Source organism: Luedemannella flava, assembly GCF_039528515.1.
Taxonomy (GTDB): Bacteria; Actinomycetota; Actinomycetes; order Mycobacteriales; family Micromonosporaceae; genus Luedemannella; species Luedemannella flava.
Map to the genome: position 1 here is coordinate 42,615 of NZ_BAAALT010000016.1, position 16,068 is coordinate 58,682.

The window sequence follows — 16,068 nt, forward strand, 5'->3', positions numbered from 1 at the left end:
GTTCACTTCTGAAGGGCGGTGCGACTCCCATGACGGCGCTCAAGGCGCGGCTCGAACACGACCTCAAGGACGCCATGCGGTCCCGCGACGAGCTGGTCACCTCCACGCTGCGGATGGCCCTGGCGGCGGTCCGGACGGCCGAGGTCGCCGGCAAGGCGGCGCGCGACCTCAGTGACGACGAGGTGCTGGGCGTGCTCACCAAGGAGGCCAAGAAGCGCCGGGAGGCCGCTGAGGCGTTCGCGGCCGCCGGGCGGGCCGAGTCCGCGGACAAGGAGCGGGCCGAGGAGCGGGTGCTCGCCGGCTACCTGCCGAAGCAGCTCTCCGACGCGGAGATCGCCGAGATCGTCTCCGGCGCGCTCGCCGCCGGCGGGTTCACCGCGCAGGGGCAGATGGGCCAGGCCATGAAGGCCGTCCAGGCCGCGATCGCCGGCCGCGCCGAGGGCGGCCGCGTGGCGGCGGAGGTCCGTAGGCAGCTCGCGGGCTGAACAGACGTACCGGAAACAGAAAACCGCGCTCTGGTCGCAGAGCGCGGTTTTCCGTGTGGCTCGTCAGTCTCTGCCGTTGCCGCCCCCGTTACCGGGTTGGCCTGGCAGGCCGGGCTCCTGGGTGGGCGGCCTGGTGCCCCTGCCGTTGCTGATGTGGATCAGGACGTAGCCGTCCTCGATCGTCCAGCGGTCCGGCTCGGTGCTCGCCACGGTGCCGGCGGGGCAGGGGGAGTCGATCGGGTTGTTGTCCACCTCGACGATGAAGCCCCGGCCGCGCAGGATCGAGCGGACCTCGTCCACGCCGCGGCACGTCAGGTTGCCGGGGATGCTGACCCGCTTGCCGGTGGTGTACTTCGCCGACGGCGGGGTGAAATTGACCGACTTCTTGCCCTTGAGGGCGTCGCGCATCGTGTACGCCACGGCGTTGTTGGTCAACATGGAGACGCCCACGTTGTCGTGCTGGGCGTAGTCCGGATCCGCCATGGTGCCGACGATCGAGAGCTGCTTGGTGCTCAGTGCCATGGTGGCCGTCCAGTTGACGTCCGAGGTGCCCGTCTTGCCCATGACCGGCTTGCCCACGATGCCGCGCACGCCGGTGGCGGTGCCACCGTCGCACTTGCTGACCGACGAGCGGTCGCCGACCGGGCAGCGGGCCGCGTCCACCGCGGCGCGCGCGACGTCGGCCTTGACGGCCTGCTTGCAGCGCGGCTTGGTGACCTCGTCCAGCACGTTCCCGGCGTGGTCGGTGATCTTCGAGACCGGGATGGGTTCGCAGTACTTGCCGTCGGCGGCCAGGGTCGCGTAGGCGTTGGCCAGCTCCAGCGGCACCGCGTCCGAGACGCCGAGGGTGAACGGGCCCCAGTTCCGGGCGCGGTCGGGGTCGCTGGAGAACTCGTAGTCGGCCGGGGCGTCCTTGGTGCCCTTGGCCCGGAACTGCATGCCGAGCCGCTTGGCGACCTCCACCACCTTGTCCGCGCCGACGCGCTCCTGCAGCGGCACGAAGTAGGTGTTCACGGAGCGGCCGAAGCCGGTCCACATGGTGCGCAGGCCGTTCATCCACTTCGGGTTCGCGTTGACCGGACACCAGTGCTTCCGGTCCTTGCAGGCCGCCCTGGAACTGCTCTCGACGGCGTACTGCGACTGGTAGGGCGACTTGGTGGCGATCGGGTAGTCCAGCGTGTAGCCGGCCTCGAGCGCGGCGACCATCGTGAACATCTTGAACGTCGAACCCATCTTGTACCCGGTGATGTCGCCACCGCCGCTGATGAGCGGGTTCGTGGTGGTCGGGTACGTGCCCTTGATGCCGAGTTTGCGCTTCTTCGGGTCGGTGGACGGGCCGTTACCCGACGTGTCCAGGCCGTACTTCCGGTTGGTCGCCATCGCCTTGATCTTGCCCGTGCCGGGTTCGATCGCGGCGAGGCTCAGCGCGATGGGATTACCCGTCTTGAGCTGCTTCTCGATGTTCTTCTTCGCCGCCGCCTGGACGCTCACGTCGAGGGTGGTGACGATGCGGAAGCCGCCGGCCTTGAGCTTGTTCTCGCGCGTCGAGGTGTCCGCGCCGAACGCCTCCTGCTGCAGCCACCAGCGGTACAGGTAGTCGCAGAAGAAGCCCCAGTCGTTCTTGCGGGTGGCCACGCAGCCGTTCGGGGTGCGCTTGCCGATGATCTTGAGCTGGGCCTTGTTGGCCTCGTCGGACTGGGCCTGGGTGATGTACCCGTTCTTCACCATCTGGCTCAGCACGTACTGCCGGCGGTCCAGGGCGTTCTTCAGGCCCGTCTTGGTCGTCGGGTCGTACGTGCTGGGGGCCTTCACGAGGCCGGCCAGCAGCGAGGCCTCGCCGAGGGTCAGGTTCTTCGGCTCCTTGCCGAAGAACACCTGGCTCGCGGCGTAGATGCCGTAGGTGGCGTTGCCGAACGCCGCGATGTTCAGGTAGCGCTCGAGGATCTGCTCCTTGGTCAGCTGGGTCTCCAGCGTGAGCGCGTACTTGATTTCCTTCATCTTGCGCAGGTTGGTGCGCTCGGTCGCGGCGATGATGTCCGACGGGCTGTCCGAGAAGTACGTCAGCGCCTGGCGCACGTACTGCATGGTCAAAGTGGACGCGCCCTGCTGGTCGTCGCTGTTCTGGTTGGCCACGTAGGCGCGCAGCACGCCCTGCACGTCGACGCCGTGGTGATCGTAGAAGCGCTCGTCCTCGGCCGCGATGATGGCGTCCTGCATGATCTTCGGAATCTGCGCCAACGGGATGTCGTGGCGGTTCTCGTCGTAGATCGTGGCGAGCAGGGTCTTGTTGTCCGAGGCGTAGACGTAGCTGATCTGTGGCGACTGCAGCACCTGGAGCTGGCTGGGCAGGCCGCCGTAGGCGTCCGACCCGGACTTCATCGCCAGGCCACCCATCGCGATCGCCGGGAACGCCGCGGCCGCGACCACTACCCCGGCGAGGACCCCGCAGACGAGTAGCGCAGCGGCGTTGGCGAACAGGCTCCGATCGCGCGTGCGCATCCACTTCACGCGCACAGGGTACGTGACGTGCGCGCGTCTGTGGGTCCCGCGTCAATGCGTCGGCTTGCTGACCATTACCGGCCCGCGCAACGGTCGTTGGGCAGAGCGCACGATCACTCGTACGCGTGGCGCCCGGCATCAAGTGTCGGGCACCGCTGGTCCCCCCGCAGCCGTTTGCACGGGATTGCGTCGCAAGCCTTCCGGAGGAGCGCCTTTCTCCGGAGGAAGGTCTGCGGCCGGTCTGGCTCGGTACGGCCGGAGCGCGTGCGGCCGGCCCGGTCCTCGCCCGCTGCGCTCACCAGAGTTGATGCGGGATGAGGTGTCCTGTTATGCGGATTTCACGGACAACGTTGCGTAATCGTACGACTACGGAGCATGATGTCCGGCGGGGGATGTGCTCAACGCCCAGCTCAACCAGGGCGGAGCCGTGCCTGATACCGGGGTAAGTCCGCTCCGGGCGGTGGGGACCGCCGGAGCGTAAGGGGGGACGTGACAGATGGGGATGATCAGTGACTGGCCGACTCTCGCGGCCTGCCGCAACGGCGACCCGGACGCGCTTTTTGTGCAGGGCGCCGAACAGAACGTCGCCAAGCGGATCTGCCGCGGCTGCCCGGTGCGCTACGAGTGCCTGGCCGACGCGCTCGACAACCGCATCGAGTTCGGCGTGTGGGGTGGCATGACCGAACGGGAGCGGCGCGCGCTGTTGCGGCGGCACCCCCAGGTCACGAGCTGGCGCCGCATGTTCGAGGCGGCGATGAAGGACAACGAACTCGTCAGTACAAGTTGACGGGGTCGGCCGACAGGGCCGTGCCGATCTTCCGCAGCCCGTCGATGTCGTGGACATCGGCGGGCTGCGCCGCGACGGTCGCCACCGGCACGCTCGGGTGGGCCTCCCGGAACCGCAGCGTCACCGCCTGCTCCCGGTCCACCTGGGCCACCAGTCGGGCGTGCACCCGCAGAGCCCCGGCCGCCACCGGGTCGTCCGCCTCGACCGCGTCCGCCGCCGCGAGCGCCTCCCCGGCCGGGATGTCCGGGGCGTACACCTCGTGGACCCGGTTGACGACCAGGCCGGCCAGCGGCATCCGCTCCTCCGCGAGCCGGCCGGCGAAGTAGTCGGCCTCGCGGACCGCGTCCGGCTCGGGGGCGGCGACGACCAGAAAGGCCGTCTCGGGCGCCTGCAGGATCCGGTACGTCTCCTCGGCCCGGTCGCGGAAGCCGCCGAACATGTTGTCCAGGGCGCCGACGAAGCCGGACAGGTCGCTGATCAACTGCCCGCCCAGGACGCGCTCCATGAGCTTCGCGAACAGGCTGAAAGAGGCCGTGACCAGGCTGAACACGCTGCGCCCGCCGGCCCGGGCCGGGGCGATCAGCAGGCGCAGCATCCGGCCGTCGAGGAAGCGCGACAGGCGCGCCGGGGCGTCCAGGAAGTCCAGCGCCGAGCGCGACGGGGGCGTGTCGACGATGATCAGGTCCCACTCGTCGCGGGCGCGCAGGTGGCCCAGCTTCTCCATCGCCATGTACTCCTGCGTGCCCGCGAAAGTGGAGCTCATGGCCTGGTAGAACGGGTTCGCGAAGATCTCCTCGGCGCGCTTGGCGTCGGTGTGGGCGAGCACGACGTCGTCGAACGTCCGCTTCATGTCGAGCATCATGGCGTGCAGCTCGCCGGCCGCCTCGGGGACGGCGCGGGGGGTGTTGTCCAGCTCGACGAGGCCCAGGGACTGGGCGAGCCGGCGGGCCGGGTCGATCGTGAGCACCACGGTGCGCCTGCCGTGCACCTCGGCGGCCCGCACGCCCAGCGCGGCCGCGGTGGTGGTCTTGCCGACGCCGCCTGAGCCGCAGCAGACCACGATCCGGATGTCCGGATTGCCGAGCAGGGCGTCGACGTCGAGGTCACTCATCGGGCCCCCCGAGCAGGATGCCCGCCAGCCGGTGCAGGCCGGCCAGGTCCACGCCGCCGGCCAGTGCCGGCAGCGCCATCATCGGACGGCCCAGGGCGGCCAGCTCCGCGCGCAGGCCCTCCTCCAGCTGGCGCCGGGTCAGGTACGCCCGCGACTCGGCCACGAGCCCCGCCACGGTGCCCTTGTCGGCGGGCAGCCCGGCGGCGACCAGTCCCCGGCGCACCTCCGCTTGGGTGATCTTCGCGGTCGGCAGCAGGTCCGGCTGCGCGGCGTTGATGATGATCGAGCCCACCCGCAGGTCGAGCGCGCGCAGCTCCATGATCGCGTCGGCGGTCTCCTGCACCGGCATCTCTTCCAGGAGCGTCACCACGTGCACCGACGTCACCGGGGAGCGCAGCACGGCCTGCACGCCCTCGCTCTGCGTCTTGATCGGGCCCATCTTGGCCAGCCGGGCGGTCTCGGCCGTCACGTTGAGGAAGCGGCCGATCCGGCCCGTCGGCGGGGCGTCGATCACCACCGCGTCGTAGGCGCGCCTGCCCTCGACCGTGCGGGTCACCGCCTCCTTCATCTTGCCGGTGAGCAGCACGTCGCGGACCCCGGGCGCCACCGTCGTGGCGAAGTCGATCGCGCCGAACTTGCGCAGCGCCCGGCCCGCGCGGCCCAGCTTGTAGAACATGTCGAGGTACTCGAGGAGGGCCTCCTCGGCGTCCACGGCCAGCGCGTACACCTCGCCGGCGCCCTCGGCGCGCGTGCCCGGCCAGCCGACCGCGATCGGCCGCTCCTGGTAGGGCAGCGGGTCCCGGTCGAACAGCTGGGCGATGCCCTGCCGACCCTCAACCTCCATGAGGAGGGTACGGCGGCCCTGGGAGGCCAGGGCGAGCGCGAGCGCGGCGGCCACCGTGGTCTTGCCGGTGCCGCCCTTGCCCGTCACGACATGCAGCCGGGCCGGCCAGCGGGTCACGCCCGCCGCCGGGTCCCCAGCCGGGAATTGATCGCGGGTCGGCACACCAGGGAGGTTACCGGCACCCGGTGTGCCGTACGCGGTCTCGCTCAGCTCAGTTGCGTGGCGTCACACACCCACCAGCCACGATCCTCGACGAGGGCCAGCTGGAGCTTCTTCTCGGCGACCCGCCCGTCGGCGGTGCTCATCTTGACCGTCACGGTGGCGTCAGCCTTGCCGGTGCCGTTGGTGATCTCCGGATCCGTCCAGGTGACGGTCGGGGAGTCGTACGTCTGCTCGTACGCGCGGACGTTGTCCACCACGCTGCGGATCTTGGCATCGTCCCGGGCGGCCTTGCACACGAACCGGGCGGCGCCCGTGGCGCTGTGGTCCTTGTAGATCGAGGCCAGGAAACCCTTGGCGGCCGCGGCCGGGGTCGCCTCGCCCTTCGGTTGGGACGCCTGGATCACGAAGTAGCCGCCCACGCCGGCGCCGGCGAGCAGCACGACGAAGACCGACACCAGGGCGATGACCAGGCCCTTGCGGCTCTTCTTCGGGGCGGGCTGCGCGTACGGGTAGCCCTGCGGGAAGCCCGGCGTCGCGCCCGGGTAGCCGCTCGTGGGGGCGCCCGGGTAGCCGGAGACCGGCGCGCCGGGGTAGCCCGAGGTGGGCGCGCCGGGGTAGCCCGACGTCGGGGCCGCACCCGGGTAGCCCGAGGTCGGCGCGCCCGGGTAGCCGGACGTGGGGGCCGTCGGGTAGCCGGAGGTCGGGGCCGCGGCCGGGTAGCCGCTGGTGGGGGCCTGCGGCGCCGCGGGGTAGCCCGGCTGGACCGGCCCGGTCGGGGTGGGGTGGCCCGGTTGCGCGGAGGGGTACGACGGAGCGCCGTAGGAGCCCGGGGTGTAGGTGGGCGGCGGCGGGTACACCCCCGGCTGGGGGGCGGTGGGCTCCGGGGTGGGCTCGCTCATGATCATCCTCGGCGCTCGGTGCGAAGGGGTGGGCCGGCGCCGCTACGCTACCTCGCCGCCGTCCAGCCCGGATGCCCCGACCGGTAGGATTCTTGATCTATACACGACTTGAGGGACGGGTCACACATGGTCAAATGGGAGTACGCCACGGTGCCGCTGCTCGTGCACGCCACGAAGCAGATCCTCGACAACTGGGGCGCCGACGGGTGGGAACTCGTAGCGGTCGTGCCCGGGCCGAACCCGGAGCAGTTGGTGGCGTATCTCAAGCGGCCCAAGGAGTAATAACGTGAGCGCAGCCCGTAAGCGTCTGGCCGAACTCGGCCTGACGCTGCCGCCCGTGACCCCGCCGCTGGCCGCGTACGTGCCGGCGGTGCGTTCCGGCCCGCACGTCTTCGTCAGCGGACAGGTGCCGATGGCCGACGGGCGCCTGATCGCGGTCGGCAAGGTCGGCGCGGAGATCAGCCAGGACGAGGCGAAGGAGTTGGCGGCCCGGTGCGCCCTCAGCGGCCTGGCGGCGGTCGACAACCTGGTCGGCATCGACGCGGTCACCCGGGTCGTCAAGGTGACCGGGTTCGTCGCCGCCGCGCCCGGCTTCACCGCCGTGCCGGCGGTGATCAACGGGGCCAGCGAGCTGCTCGGCGAGGTCTTCGGCGACGCGGGCAGGCACGCCCGCAGCGCCGTGGGCGTGGCCGAACTCCCGCTGGGCGCGCCGGTCGAGGTGGAGTTCATCTTCGAGATCGGCTGACACCTGTCAGTACGATCGTCGGCATGGTGGGCCACGTCAGCGTGCCGGCCGCCGCGGTCCTGGCGGAGTTGCCGACCTGGGTCGCCCTCGTCCGGGCGGACAATCCGGGCGTTATGACCCTGGACGGGACGAACAGCTGGGTGCTGCGCGCCGACCCCGCGAAGCCGTGCCTGATCGTTGACCCCGGGCCGGACGACGACGCGCACCTCGACGCGCTCGCGGCGCACGGCCCGGTCGCCGGCATCCTGATCACCCACGGCCACCCGGACCACGTCGAGGGCGTCGACCCGCTGGTCCGACGCCTCGGCGTCCCCGTGCTGTCCGCACACGCGGGCGACGGCGCGACGGCCCGGCGCCTCGGCGCCGCGGCGGGCCTCGACCTCGAACTGCGGCCGACGCCCGGCCACACGGCCGACTCCGTCTGCTTCGTCGCCACCCGGGAGCCCGGGGCGCAGACCGTTGTGCTCACCGGGGACACCATCCTCGGCCGGGGGACCACGATCGTGGCCCACCCGGACGGGCACCTCGGCGACTACCTGCGCAGTCTCGAGGCGCTCACCGGACTCGACGGGGTGCCGGCGCTGCCCGGGCACGGGCCCGCGCTCGCCGACTGCGCGGCGGCCGCCCGCTTCTATCTCGCCCACCGGTACGCGCGGCTCGACGAGGTGCGCGCGTCTGTCGCCGCGGGCGCGCGTACCCCGGAAGAGGTTGTCGCGGTCGTCTACCGGGACGTGCCCACGGACCTGTGGCCCGCGGCGGCCTGGTCCGTCCGGGCGCAGCTCGCCTACCTGGGGCAAGAGGAGCGTCAACAAGCCGACCAGCGGGAATCTATCCCGCCCGCGCACCAGTTGGACCCGCCGTGACCTGCCCGGTCTGCGGCACCGTCCCCGTGCCCGGAGCCAACTTCTGCCACCACTGCGGCGCCGCCCTTGCCGCGGCGGCGACCCTGCCCGCCACGGAACGGCGGGTCGTCACGGTGCTCTTCGGCGACCTGTCCGACTTCACGGCCTGGTCCGAGGGGGTGGACCCGGAACGGGTCGGGGCGGTCACCGACCGGGTCATGGCGGCGCTCGCCGGTGCGGTCAAGACGTTCGGCGGGCACGTCGACAAGCTCACCGGCGACGGCATCATGGCCGTGTTCGGGGCGCCCGTCGCGCACGAGGACGACGGGGAGCGGGCCGTGCGCGCGGCGCTCGCCATGCAGCGCGCCGTGCGCCGGGTGCTCGACGACGAGCGCGGCGGCGGGGCGCCCGGCGGGCTGCGGCTCGGGCTCAACACCGGCGTCGTCGTGGCCGGCGTGCAGGCCGGGCTGGAGTACACGGTCATCGGGGACACGGTCAACACCGCCGCGCGGCTGGCTGACGCGGCGTCGATCGGCTCCACGTACGCCGGGGCGGTGACGAGCGCCGCCACGCGCCACGTCGCCTCCTGGCGTTGGCTACGACCGCTGCGGTTGAAGGGCAAACGCGACCCCGTCGAGGCGTACGAGCTGCTCGGCCTCGTGGACTCGCCGGGCACCCGCTCCGGCATGGGTGACGAGGCCCCGTTCGTGGGGCGCGAGACCGAGCTCGGCATCGTGTCCAGCCGCCTGGCGGAGGTCGCCGACCGGGGCGAGCCCCGGGTGGTCGTGTTCACCGCCGAGGCGGGGCTGGGCAAGTCCCGGTTCGCCGCCGAGGCCGCGCGGGTGGCCGCCGGCTACGACCGCAACACCGGCGGCGGCGCCCGCGTGCTCACCGCCCGCTGCGCCGCGTACGGGGAACGGCGCCGGCTCGCGCCCCTCGCCGACCTGGTCCGGGCGGTCGCCGGCCTGCCCGCCGAGCCCAACCCGGCCGCCACCCGGGCCGGCGCGGAGGACCGGCTGCGCCGGTTCGCGCAGCTCGTCGAGCGGCGCACCGGCGTCACCCCGAAGCTGCGCGTGGACCTGCTGCTCACCCTGCTCGGCTACGGCGACGGGGTGTCCGCGCAGGCCGACCGGCCCGGCGCCGTCGAGCGTCCGGGCGGCGCCGAACGGCCATCCGGCACGGGCGACGTCGCCACCGAGCGGGCCGACGCCGAGCGCGAGGCGATGGCCGCGGCCGTCGGCGACCTGATCAGCGCGGCCGCGCTGGAGAGCCCCATCGTCGTGATCGTCGACGACCTCCACGACGCGACCCCGCAGACCATCGAGGCGCTCGGGGTGACCCTGCGCCACCTGCGCGGCCCGGCGCTCGTGCTGCTCATGGCCCGCCCGGAGCTGGTCCGCAACCCGGCCGCCATGTCCCGCCTCGCCGACGCCGAGGTGTACCCGATCTCCCCGCTGCGCGGGGCAGAGGCCGCCCGGCTGCTCACCGCGTACCTGGGCGGCGGCAAGCTGCCGCAGGCCGATCAGGACCGGCTGCTGCTCACCGCGCAGGGCAACCCGTTCTACCTCGTCGAGCTGGTCACGATGCTCATCGAGCGCGGCACGCTGACCGCCACGGGGGCGCGCAGCGGGGCGACGCACACCTGGCGACTCTCGCCCGAGTCGCTGGGCGGGCGGCTGCTCAGCCGTGACCTCGCCGCTGTGCTGGCGGCCCGCATCGACGCGCTGCCCGCCGTGGCCCGCGCCGTCCTGCGCGACGCGGCCGTCGTCGGCGACGAGGTGCCCGCCGCCGCGCTGGAGGCGCTGCGCGACGGGCGCGTCGCCGCTTGGGGCGGGCTGCACCGCGGCGAGGCGCGCCCGGGCGCGGTGGTGACCGTCGAGCTGGACCGGGCCGTCGACGAACTGCTGCACCGGCGCATGCTGCTGCGTGTCCACGGCGGGTACGCGTTCGCGACCCCGCTCATGCGGGAGGCCGCGTACGCCGGCGTCGGCAAGGCCGACCTCGCCGAGCGGCACGCGCTGCTGGCCGCCTGGGCCGCCCAGGTCCCGTCGCCGGTGCACGGCTGGAGCGCCACCGACCGGGACTCGTTCATCGCCGGGCACGGCGAGCGCGCGTCCACCCTGGCCGACGCCATGAGCCTGCGCGCCGACGCGCCCGCCCGGGCCGTCGTGCCGCTGGCCGTCGCCGCGTGGGGCCGCCTCGCCCGGACCGCGCTGGTCGCCGGCGAACCGGCGCGCGCCGCGCAGCTGCTCGACCAGGCCGCGGCCATGGCCGGCGACGACTTCTCGCCCGACGACCGGTTCGTCCTCGCCAACGCGCTACTGCAACTGGGCCGCGCCAAGGAGGCCCTGGTCGACGCCGAAAAGATCATCGCCGACGGCGTGGACCCCGCCCTGCGCGCCCGCGGCCTGCTCACCGCCGGACTGGCGCACCGGGCGCTGGGCGAGCCGGAACGCGCCGACGACGCGTGGCGCGGCGCGCTCGCCGTGGCGACGGCCGCCGACGTGGCCGACGTCCGCGCCGAGGTGCTGCGCCGCATCGGCATGACGGAGTACCTGCGGGGGCGCCTCGGCGAAGCGGCCACGCTCTTCGCGAAGGCGTTGGAGATCTCGGAGACCGCGGGGGACCGCACCGGCCAGGCCTGGTCGTTGCAGTACCTCGCCTGGGTCACCACCACGCGCGGCGACTTCCTGGCCGCCGACCAGGCCATCAACCGGGCCACGCGGATCTTCGCCGAGCTGGGCGACGTGACCGGCCGGGCGTGGGTGCGCGGCACGTCCGCCTTCGCCCGCCTGCTCGCCGGCCGGCTCACCGAGGCGCGCCGGCTCGCCCACGCCTTCCTGCCGTTCGGTGACCGCGTCGGCGACGACTGGGCCGTGGGCACGCTGCGGGCCGTGGGCGCCTTCGCCGCCGCCGAATTAGGAGATCTGAGTACGGCCGACGCCGAGGCCCGCCGCGCGTACGGGGACTTCTCGGAAGCGGCCGACGAGTGGGGCATGGGGTTCGCCCTCGTGGTCCGGGGAGTCGTCGCGCGGGGACTGGACGAGCCGGGTCACGCGCACGACCTGCTCACCGACGCGCTGCGCCACGGCGAACGCACCGGCCACCCGCTGCTCATCGGCATGGCCCGGACGATCCGCGGCTTCGTGAGCCTGTCCGCCGGGGACGCGGCGGCCGCCGAGGCGGACGCGCGGGCCACCCTCGCGGTGATCGAGTCGCACGACGTGGACAAGGCGGCGACGGTGGGGCCGCGCGTGCTGCTGGGCGCGGCGAGACTGGCGGTGGGCGACGTCGCCAACGCGCTGGACCTGCTGGAGGCGGTGGCGTCCGAGGTGGATTCGGCCGCTACCCGCCCCGCCCTGATCTTCTCGCGGCGACAGGTGCTCTCCACGCACGCCGAGGCGCTGCTCGCCGCGGGGCGGCCCGCGGACGCGGTCGCGTCGGCGCGGCGTGCCGTCGAGCTGCCGGCGGAGGATGTGCGCAGCCGGGTGCTCGCGTTGCGCGTACTCGCCGCTTCGTTGGCCGCGACCGGCGCGGACGGTGAGCCGGGCGCGGCGGCCGAGGCCGAGATCGTGGCCCGCCAGGCGGTCGCCGAGGCCTACGCCACGCAGCAGGCGAGTGAACGTCGGGGGGTTGACGCGGTGCTCGCCGCCGTGTCGTCCCCCGCGGTGGCGTAACGTTTCCGGGTGTGAGCGCCCCCCCGCCCGCCGTACACCCCACGATCCCCGGCCTGACCGGGCTCCACGTCGTTGCCCGAGGTGGATACGCCACGGTCTACCGGGCCGTGCAGGAGTCCATCGGCCGCGAGGTGGCGGTCAAGGTCGAGCACCGCACCCTGGAGAGCGACCGGGACCAGCGGCGCTTTCTGCGGGAGGCGAAGGCGGCGGGCCAGATGTCGTCGCACCCGCACGTGGTCGACCTGTTCGATGCGGGCGTGACCCACGACCAGCACCCGTTCCTCATCATGGAACTGTGCGACGGCACCTACGCCGACCGGCTCAAGCAGGGGCCGCTCACCCACCACGAGGCCCGCGACGTCGGCGCGAAGATCGCCGACGCGCTGGCGGACGCGCACAGCCTCGGCATGGTGCACCGCGACGTGAAGCCGGCCAACATCCTGATCACGCGCTTCGGTGAGCCGGCCCTGGCTGACTTCGGCCTCGCCGTGCTGACGGAGACGCGCGACACATCGATCACGCTGGAGCTGACGCCCGCTTACGCGGCCCCGGAGCTGTTCCACCACGCCCGCCCGGTGCCCGCCTCGGACGTCTACGCCCTCTGCTCGACGCTGTATGCCCTGCTGTCGGGCCGCCCGCCGCGCTGGCGTGAGGGCCACAACCCGACGCTCGTCTCGGTGATCGACCTGTTCGCGGAGCCGGTGCCGGACCTGCCGGGCGTGCCGGCGGAGCTGACCGCGACCCTGCGCCAGGGCCTCAAGAACGACCCGTCGGCCCGTCCCACGGCGACCGAACTGCGTGACACCCTCGGCGGCGTCCGCCGCGACCCGGACCCGACGTCGGCCCTGCGCCCGCTGCAGGTGATCCCGCCGACGGGCGACCGACGGGACACATCGGACGAACCCACGGTCGCCCACCCGACCTTCGACACCCCGGCCCCCTGGCTCGAGGACTGAGTCGTCCTCTCGGCCGCGGGGTCACTCTCGGTTATTGTCGCGCGCGCAGCGCTGTGCCCTTCTCCTCACTTTGCTCTGCTTCCCTATAGGAAGCACAACGCAGAGTTGCGGTACGTGGGGTAATTGGTCGAGTGCTTTAGGTTATTGTTGCTGCTCAATGTGCCTGATTCCTATAGGGAAGCAGAGCAAAGTGGGTGGGAAGGCGCGGCGCGTTTGTCGCGGAGATTGCGCACAGTGACAACGCGGGCGCGACTACGCCAAGTTACCAACCTGGCGTTGTGTCGCCAGGGTTTGATGACACCCCGGGTCGGGTGGGTCAGACGCGGGCGCGGCGGGCCAGGCGCTCGGGGTCGAGGATGATCACGCTCTTGCCGTCCAGGCGGAGCCAGCCGCGGGAGGCGAAGTCGGCCAGGGCCTTGTTCACCGTCTCGCGGGAGGCGCCGACGAGCTGGGCGAGCTCCTCCTGGGTGAGGTCGTGGGTCACGCGCAGGACGCCGCCGTCGCGGGAGCCGAAGCGGCCCGCCATCTGGAGCAGGTTCTTGGCGACGCGGCCGGGGACGTCGGTGAAGATGAGGTCCGCGAGGGCGTCGTTGGTGCGGCGCAGGCGGCGGGCCAGCACGCGCAGGAGCTGCTCGGCGATCTCCGGGCGGTTGGTCAGCCACGGGCGCAGGCTCTGCTTGCGCAGGCGGGCCAGGCGGGTGTCGACCACCGCGGTGGCCGTGGCCGTGCGCGGGCCGGGGTCGAACAGCGACAGCTCGCCGAGCATGTCGGACGGGCCCATCACGGAGATCAGGTTCTGTCGGCCGTCCTGCGCGCGGCGGCCCAGCTTGATCTTTCCGGACAGCACGATGTAGAGGCTGTCGCCGGGCTCGCCCTCGTTGAAGACGACGTCGCCCTTGCGGATCTCGACCGTCTCCATCTCCTTGGCGAGCGCCTCGGCCGCCTCGGGGTCCACACCTTGGAAGATCCCGCTGCGGGTCAAAGTCTCGTCCATCGCCGCACCTCCACCTTCCGGCAAGACTGCCGGACGGAGTCAGTCTAGGCACACCAGGGCGAGAAACGGACGCCGGCCTAGCAAATCGGTGATCTCCCGTTAATATCCCGGCCGATGGCACCGACACGTACCAGCCGCATCGAGGATGGCGCAGACCTTTCTCTGCTGTTCTGGCGCTTCGACGCGCCCATGCGGGTGATCTCCAGTGGCCCGCTGGGCGGTGGGCTGGGCGAACGCTGGTGGATCATCAACGCGACCGTTTCCCGGACGTACTCGCGGATGGACCCGGAGCGGCACCTGGGCGAGCTGGCCGACGGCCTCGGGCTGCGCGGACCCGGCGCCGGGCTGTTGACGGCCGTGGATGTCGACGCGGCGACATCCGCCAACGACGCCGGGGCCGACGTGGTCGCGACGGTCGGGTTGGGGCATCCGACCTGGGCCGCGGCGCCCGACGGTGATCTGCGCCACGGCATCGGGACGATCAACATCGTCGCCACGGTCCCGGTGCCGTTGACCGACGCCGCGCTGGTCAATGCCGCGATCACGATGACCGAGGCGAAGGTCCAGGCCCTCTGGGAGTACGGGGTGGCGGCCACCGGCACGGCGAGCGACGCCGTCGTCGTGGCGTGCCCGACCGACGGGCCGGCCGAGCCGTTCGGCGGCCCGCGGTCGCTGTGGGGCGCGCGGCTGGCCCGGGCCACCCACGCGGCCGTTCTCGCAGGCACCGCCGCGTGGCCGACGACGTGGAGTCACCCGTTCGAGTAGCCTGGGCTCACCCCGCCCGACCTCCCGGAACGTGACGTAGTGACTGTTTACGGACGACCGTACCTGCCGCCCGAAGAGGACCCCCCGGCCATCGAAGCACCGCCCGCCGCCGAGCGCCGGCGCGGGCCGCTGTTCGTTGTCGTGCCGGCCCTCGTGCTGGGCCTCGTCATCGCGGCCGTCGCGGCGGGCGCGTCCCTCGGCCCGGAAGGCCCCACCGCCGACTGGTTGGCGCCGGGCGGCAGCGGCGCCCCGAGCGGCACCGCGCCCGCGTCGTCCCCGGCGGCCGACGACGGCACGATCACCCTCGCCGGCGTCGGCGACGTGATCATGGGTTCGTGGCCGGACGACCTGCCGCCGCGCGGCGGCAAGGGGTTCTTCGACCGGGTCCGCACGGCGCTCGCCGCCGACCTGGTGATGGGAAACCTGGAGACGCCGCTGTCGGCGGACACCGGGCACACCAAGTGCGGTTGGGAGACGCCCAGCCCGAAGCCCGGCAACCCGTCGCCGAGTCCGGTGCCGGCCTCGGGGTGCCACCAGTTCAGCCTGCCCACCTCGTACGCCGGGCACCTGAAGGACGCCGGGTTCGGGGTGATGAACCTGGCCAACAACCACACCTTCGACATGGGACAGACCGGGCTGACCAACACGCGCAGGGCGCTCGACGGCGTCGGGATCGACTACACGGGCGCGCCCGGGCAGATCGCGTACCGGACGGTGAAGGGCGTGAAGGTCGCCGTCATCGGGTTCTCGATCTACGGCTGGACGCAGAGCCTCAATAACATGACGGGCAGCGCGAACCTGGTCCGCAAGGCGGCCGAGAAGGCCGACATCGTGGTCGTCCAGATGCAGGGCGGCGCCGAGGGCGCCGACAAGTCGCACGTGAAGAAGGGCCACGAGATCTTCCTCGGGGAGGACCGGGGCGACCTGATCGGCTTCACCCACAAGATGATCGACGCGGGCGCCGACGTGGTGTTCGGGCACGGGCCGCACATCATGCGCGGGATGGAGTTCTACAAGGGCCGGCTCATCGCGTACAGCCTGGGCAACTTCTGCGGGTACAAGGTGCTGCGCGGCACCGGCTACCTGGGCGTGGGCGGCATCCTCAAGGTGAGCCTGCACCCGGACGGCACCTGGGCCGGGGGCACGCTCGTCCCCACGGAGATGGTGTCGGGCGGCTACCCGGCCGTCGACAAGGACAAGCGGGCGCTCGCGTTCGTGCGCGGCCTGTCGGCGGACGACTTCGGCGACTCGGCGGCGCAGATCGACAAGATCGGCAAGATCACGCCACTGGCGCCGTAGGCG

The 16,068-nt window shown here is 72.5% G+C and carries 14 protein-coding genes; 9 read left to right on the forward strand and 5 right to left on the reverse strand.

Annotation, left to right across the window (positions count from 1 at the left end; translation table 11 throughout):
• Positions 1–29: 29 nt before the first annotated feature.
• Positions 30–485, forward strand: a complete 456-nt coding sequence (locus ABD211_RS04455) for a GatB/YqeY domain-containing protein (RefSeq protein WP_344126481.1) — start codon at positions 30–32, stop codon at positions 483–485.
• A gap of 63 nt (positions 486–548) precedes the next feature.
• Here ABD211_RS04455 and ABD211_RS04460 read toward each other — a convergent pair whose 3' ends face one another.
• Positions 549–2,984: a transglycosylase domain-containing protein gene (locus tag ABD211_RS04460; protein ID WP_344126522.1), complete on the reverse strand. Its 2,436-nt coding sequence runs from the start codon at positions 2,982–2,984 to the stop codon at positions 549–551.
• Positions 2,985–3,480: 496 nt separating this feature from the next.
• Here ABD211_RS04460 and ABD211_RS04465 point away from each other — a divergent pair, with 496 nt between their 5' ends.
• Complete coding sequence (locus ABD211_RS04465) at positions 3,481–3,771, forward strand: WhiB family transcriptional regulator (RefSeq protein WP_344080733.1); 291 nt, start codon at positions 3,481–3,483, stop codon at positions 3,769–3,771.
• On the opposite strand, the gene bagB is transcribed toward ABD211_RS04465, so the two are convergent.
• From bagB to ABD211_RS04480, 3 genes are read right to left on the reverse strand one after another with little or no spacing between them, the layout of a single operon-like run.
• Positions 3,758–4,882 carry an ArsA family ATPase gene (gene bagB, locus ABD211_RS04470; RefSeq protein WP_344126483.1) on the reverse strand — a complete coding sequence of 375 codons (1,125 nt, stop codon included), beginning with the start codon at positions 4,880–4,882 and terminating at the stop codon, positions 3,758–3,760. The two genes, ABD211_RS04465 and bagB, sit on opposite strands and share 14 nt — an antisense overlap.
• Positions 4,875–5,888, reverse strand: coding sequence for an ATPase BagA (gene bagA / locus ABD211_RS04475; RefSeq protein WP_344126485.1), 1,014 nt, complete (start codon positions 5,886–5,888; stop codon positions 4,875–4,877). The genes bagB and bagA overlap by 8 nt, the downstream gene beginning before the upstream one ends.
• A gap of 44 nt (positions 5,889–5,932) precedes the next feature.
• Positions 5,933–6,787 carry an Rv0361 family membrane protein gene (locus ABD211_RS04480; protein ID WP_344126487.1) on the reverse strand — a complete coding sequence of 285 codons (855 nt, stop codon included), beginning with the start codon at positions 6,785–6,787 and terminating at the stop codon, positions 5,933–5,935.
• 126 nt (positions 6,788–6,913) lie between these two features.
• Here ABD211_RS04480 and sp36 point away from each other — a divergent pair, with 126 nt between their 5' ends.
• Genes sp36 through ABD211_RS04505 form a run of 5 tightly spaced genes read left to right on the forward strand, consistent with a single transcriptional unit; the run spans position 6,914 to position 13,007 of the window.
• A complete protein-coding gene (gene sp36, locus ABD211_RS04485) occupies positions 6,914–7,069 on the forward strand; it encodes a Sp36 family protein (protein WP_344126489.1) in 156 nt (51 codons plus the stop codon).
• A 4-nt stretch (positions 7,070–7,073) separates the two neighbouring features.
• Positions 7,074–7,532, forward strand: a complete 459-nt coding sequence (locus ABD211_RS04490; protein WP_344126491.1) for a RidA family protein — start codon at positions 7,074–7,076, stop codon at positions 7,530–7,532.
• 23 nt (positions 7,533–7,555) lie between these two features.
• Positions 7,556–8,395 (forward strand): MBL fold metallo-hydrolase, encoded by an 840-nt coding sequence (locus tag ABD211_RS04495; protein WP_344126493.1) that lies wholly within the window; start codon positions 7,556–7,558, stop codon positions 8,393–8,395.
• Positions 8,392–12,051: an AAA family ATPase gene (locus tag ABD211_RS04500; protein WP_344126495.1), complete on the forward strand. Its 3,660-nt coding sequence runs from the start codon at positions 8,392–8,394 to the stop codon at positions 12,049–12,051. The genes ABD211_RS04495 and ABD211_RS04500 overlap by 4 nt, the downstream gene beginning before the upstream one ends.
• Positions 12,052–12,062: 11 nt before the next feature.
• A complete protein-coding gene (locus ABD211_RS04505; RefSeq protein WP_425560343.1) occupies positions 12,063–13,007 on the forward strand; it encodes a serine/threonine-protein kinase in 945 nt (314 codons plus the stop codon).
• A 316-nt stretch (positions 13,008–13,323) separates the two neighbouring features.
• Here the strand turns inward: ABD211_RS04505 and ABD211_RS04510 are convergent, their stop codons facing one another.
• Positions 13,324–14,001: a Crp/Fnr family transcriptional regulator gene (locus ABD211_RS04510; RefSeq protein WP_344126497.1), complete on the reverse strand. Its 678-nt coding sequence runs from the start codon at positions 13,999–14,001 to the stop codon at positions 13,324–13,326.
• Positions 14,002–14,115: 114 nt separating this feature from the next.
• On the opposite strand from ABD211_RS04510, the gene ABD211_RS04515 reads away from it, so the two are divergent.
• Together ABD211_RS04515 and ABD211_RS04520 are read left to right on the forward strand one after the other, a co-directional pair.
• Positions 14,116–14,766 carry an adenosylcobinamide amidohydrolase gene (locus ABD211_RS04515; protein ID WP_344126499.1) on the forward strand — a complete coding sequence of 217 codons (651 nt, stop codon included), beginning with the start codon at positions 14,116–14,118 and terminating at the stop codon, positions 14,764–14,766.
• Positions 14,767–14,805: 39 nt separating this feature from the next.
• Complete coding sequence (locus ABD211_RS04520) at positions 14,806–16,065, forward strand: CapA family protein (protein ID WP_344126501.1); 1,260 nt, start codon at positions 14,806–14,808, stop codon at positions 16,063–16,065.
• The last annotated feature ends 3 nt before the right edge of the window (positions 16,066–16,068 follow it).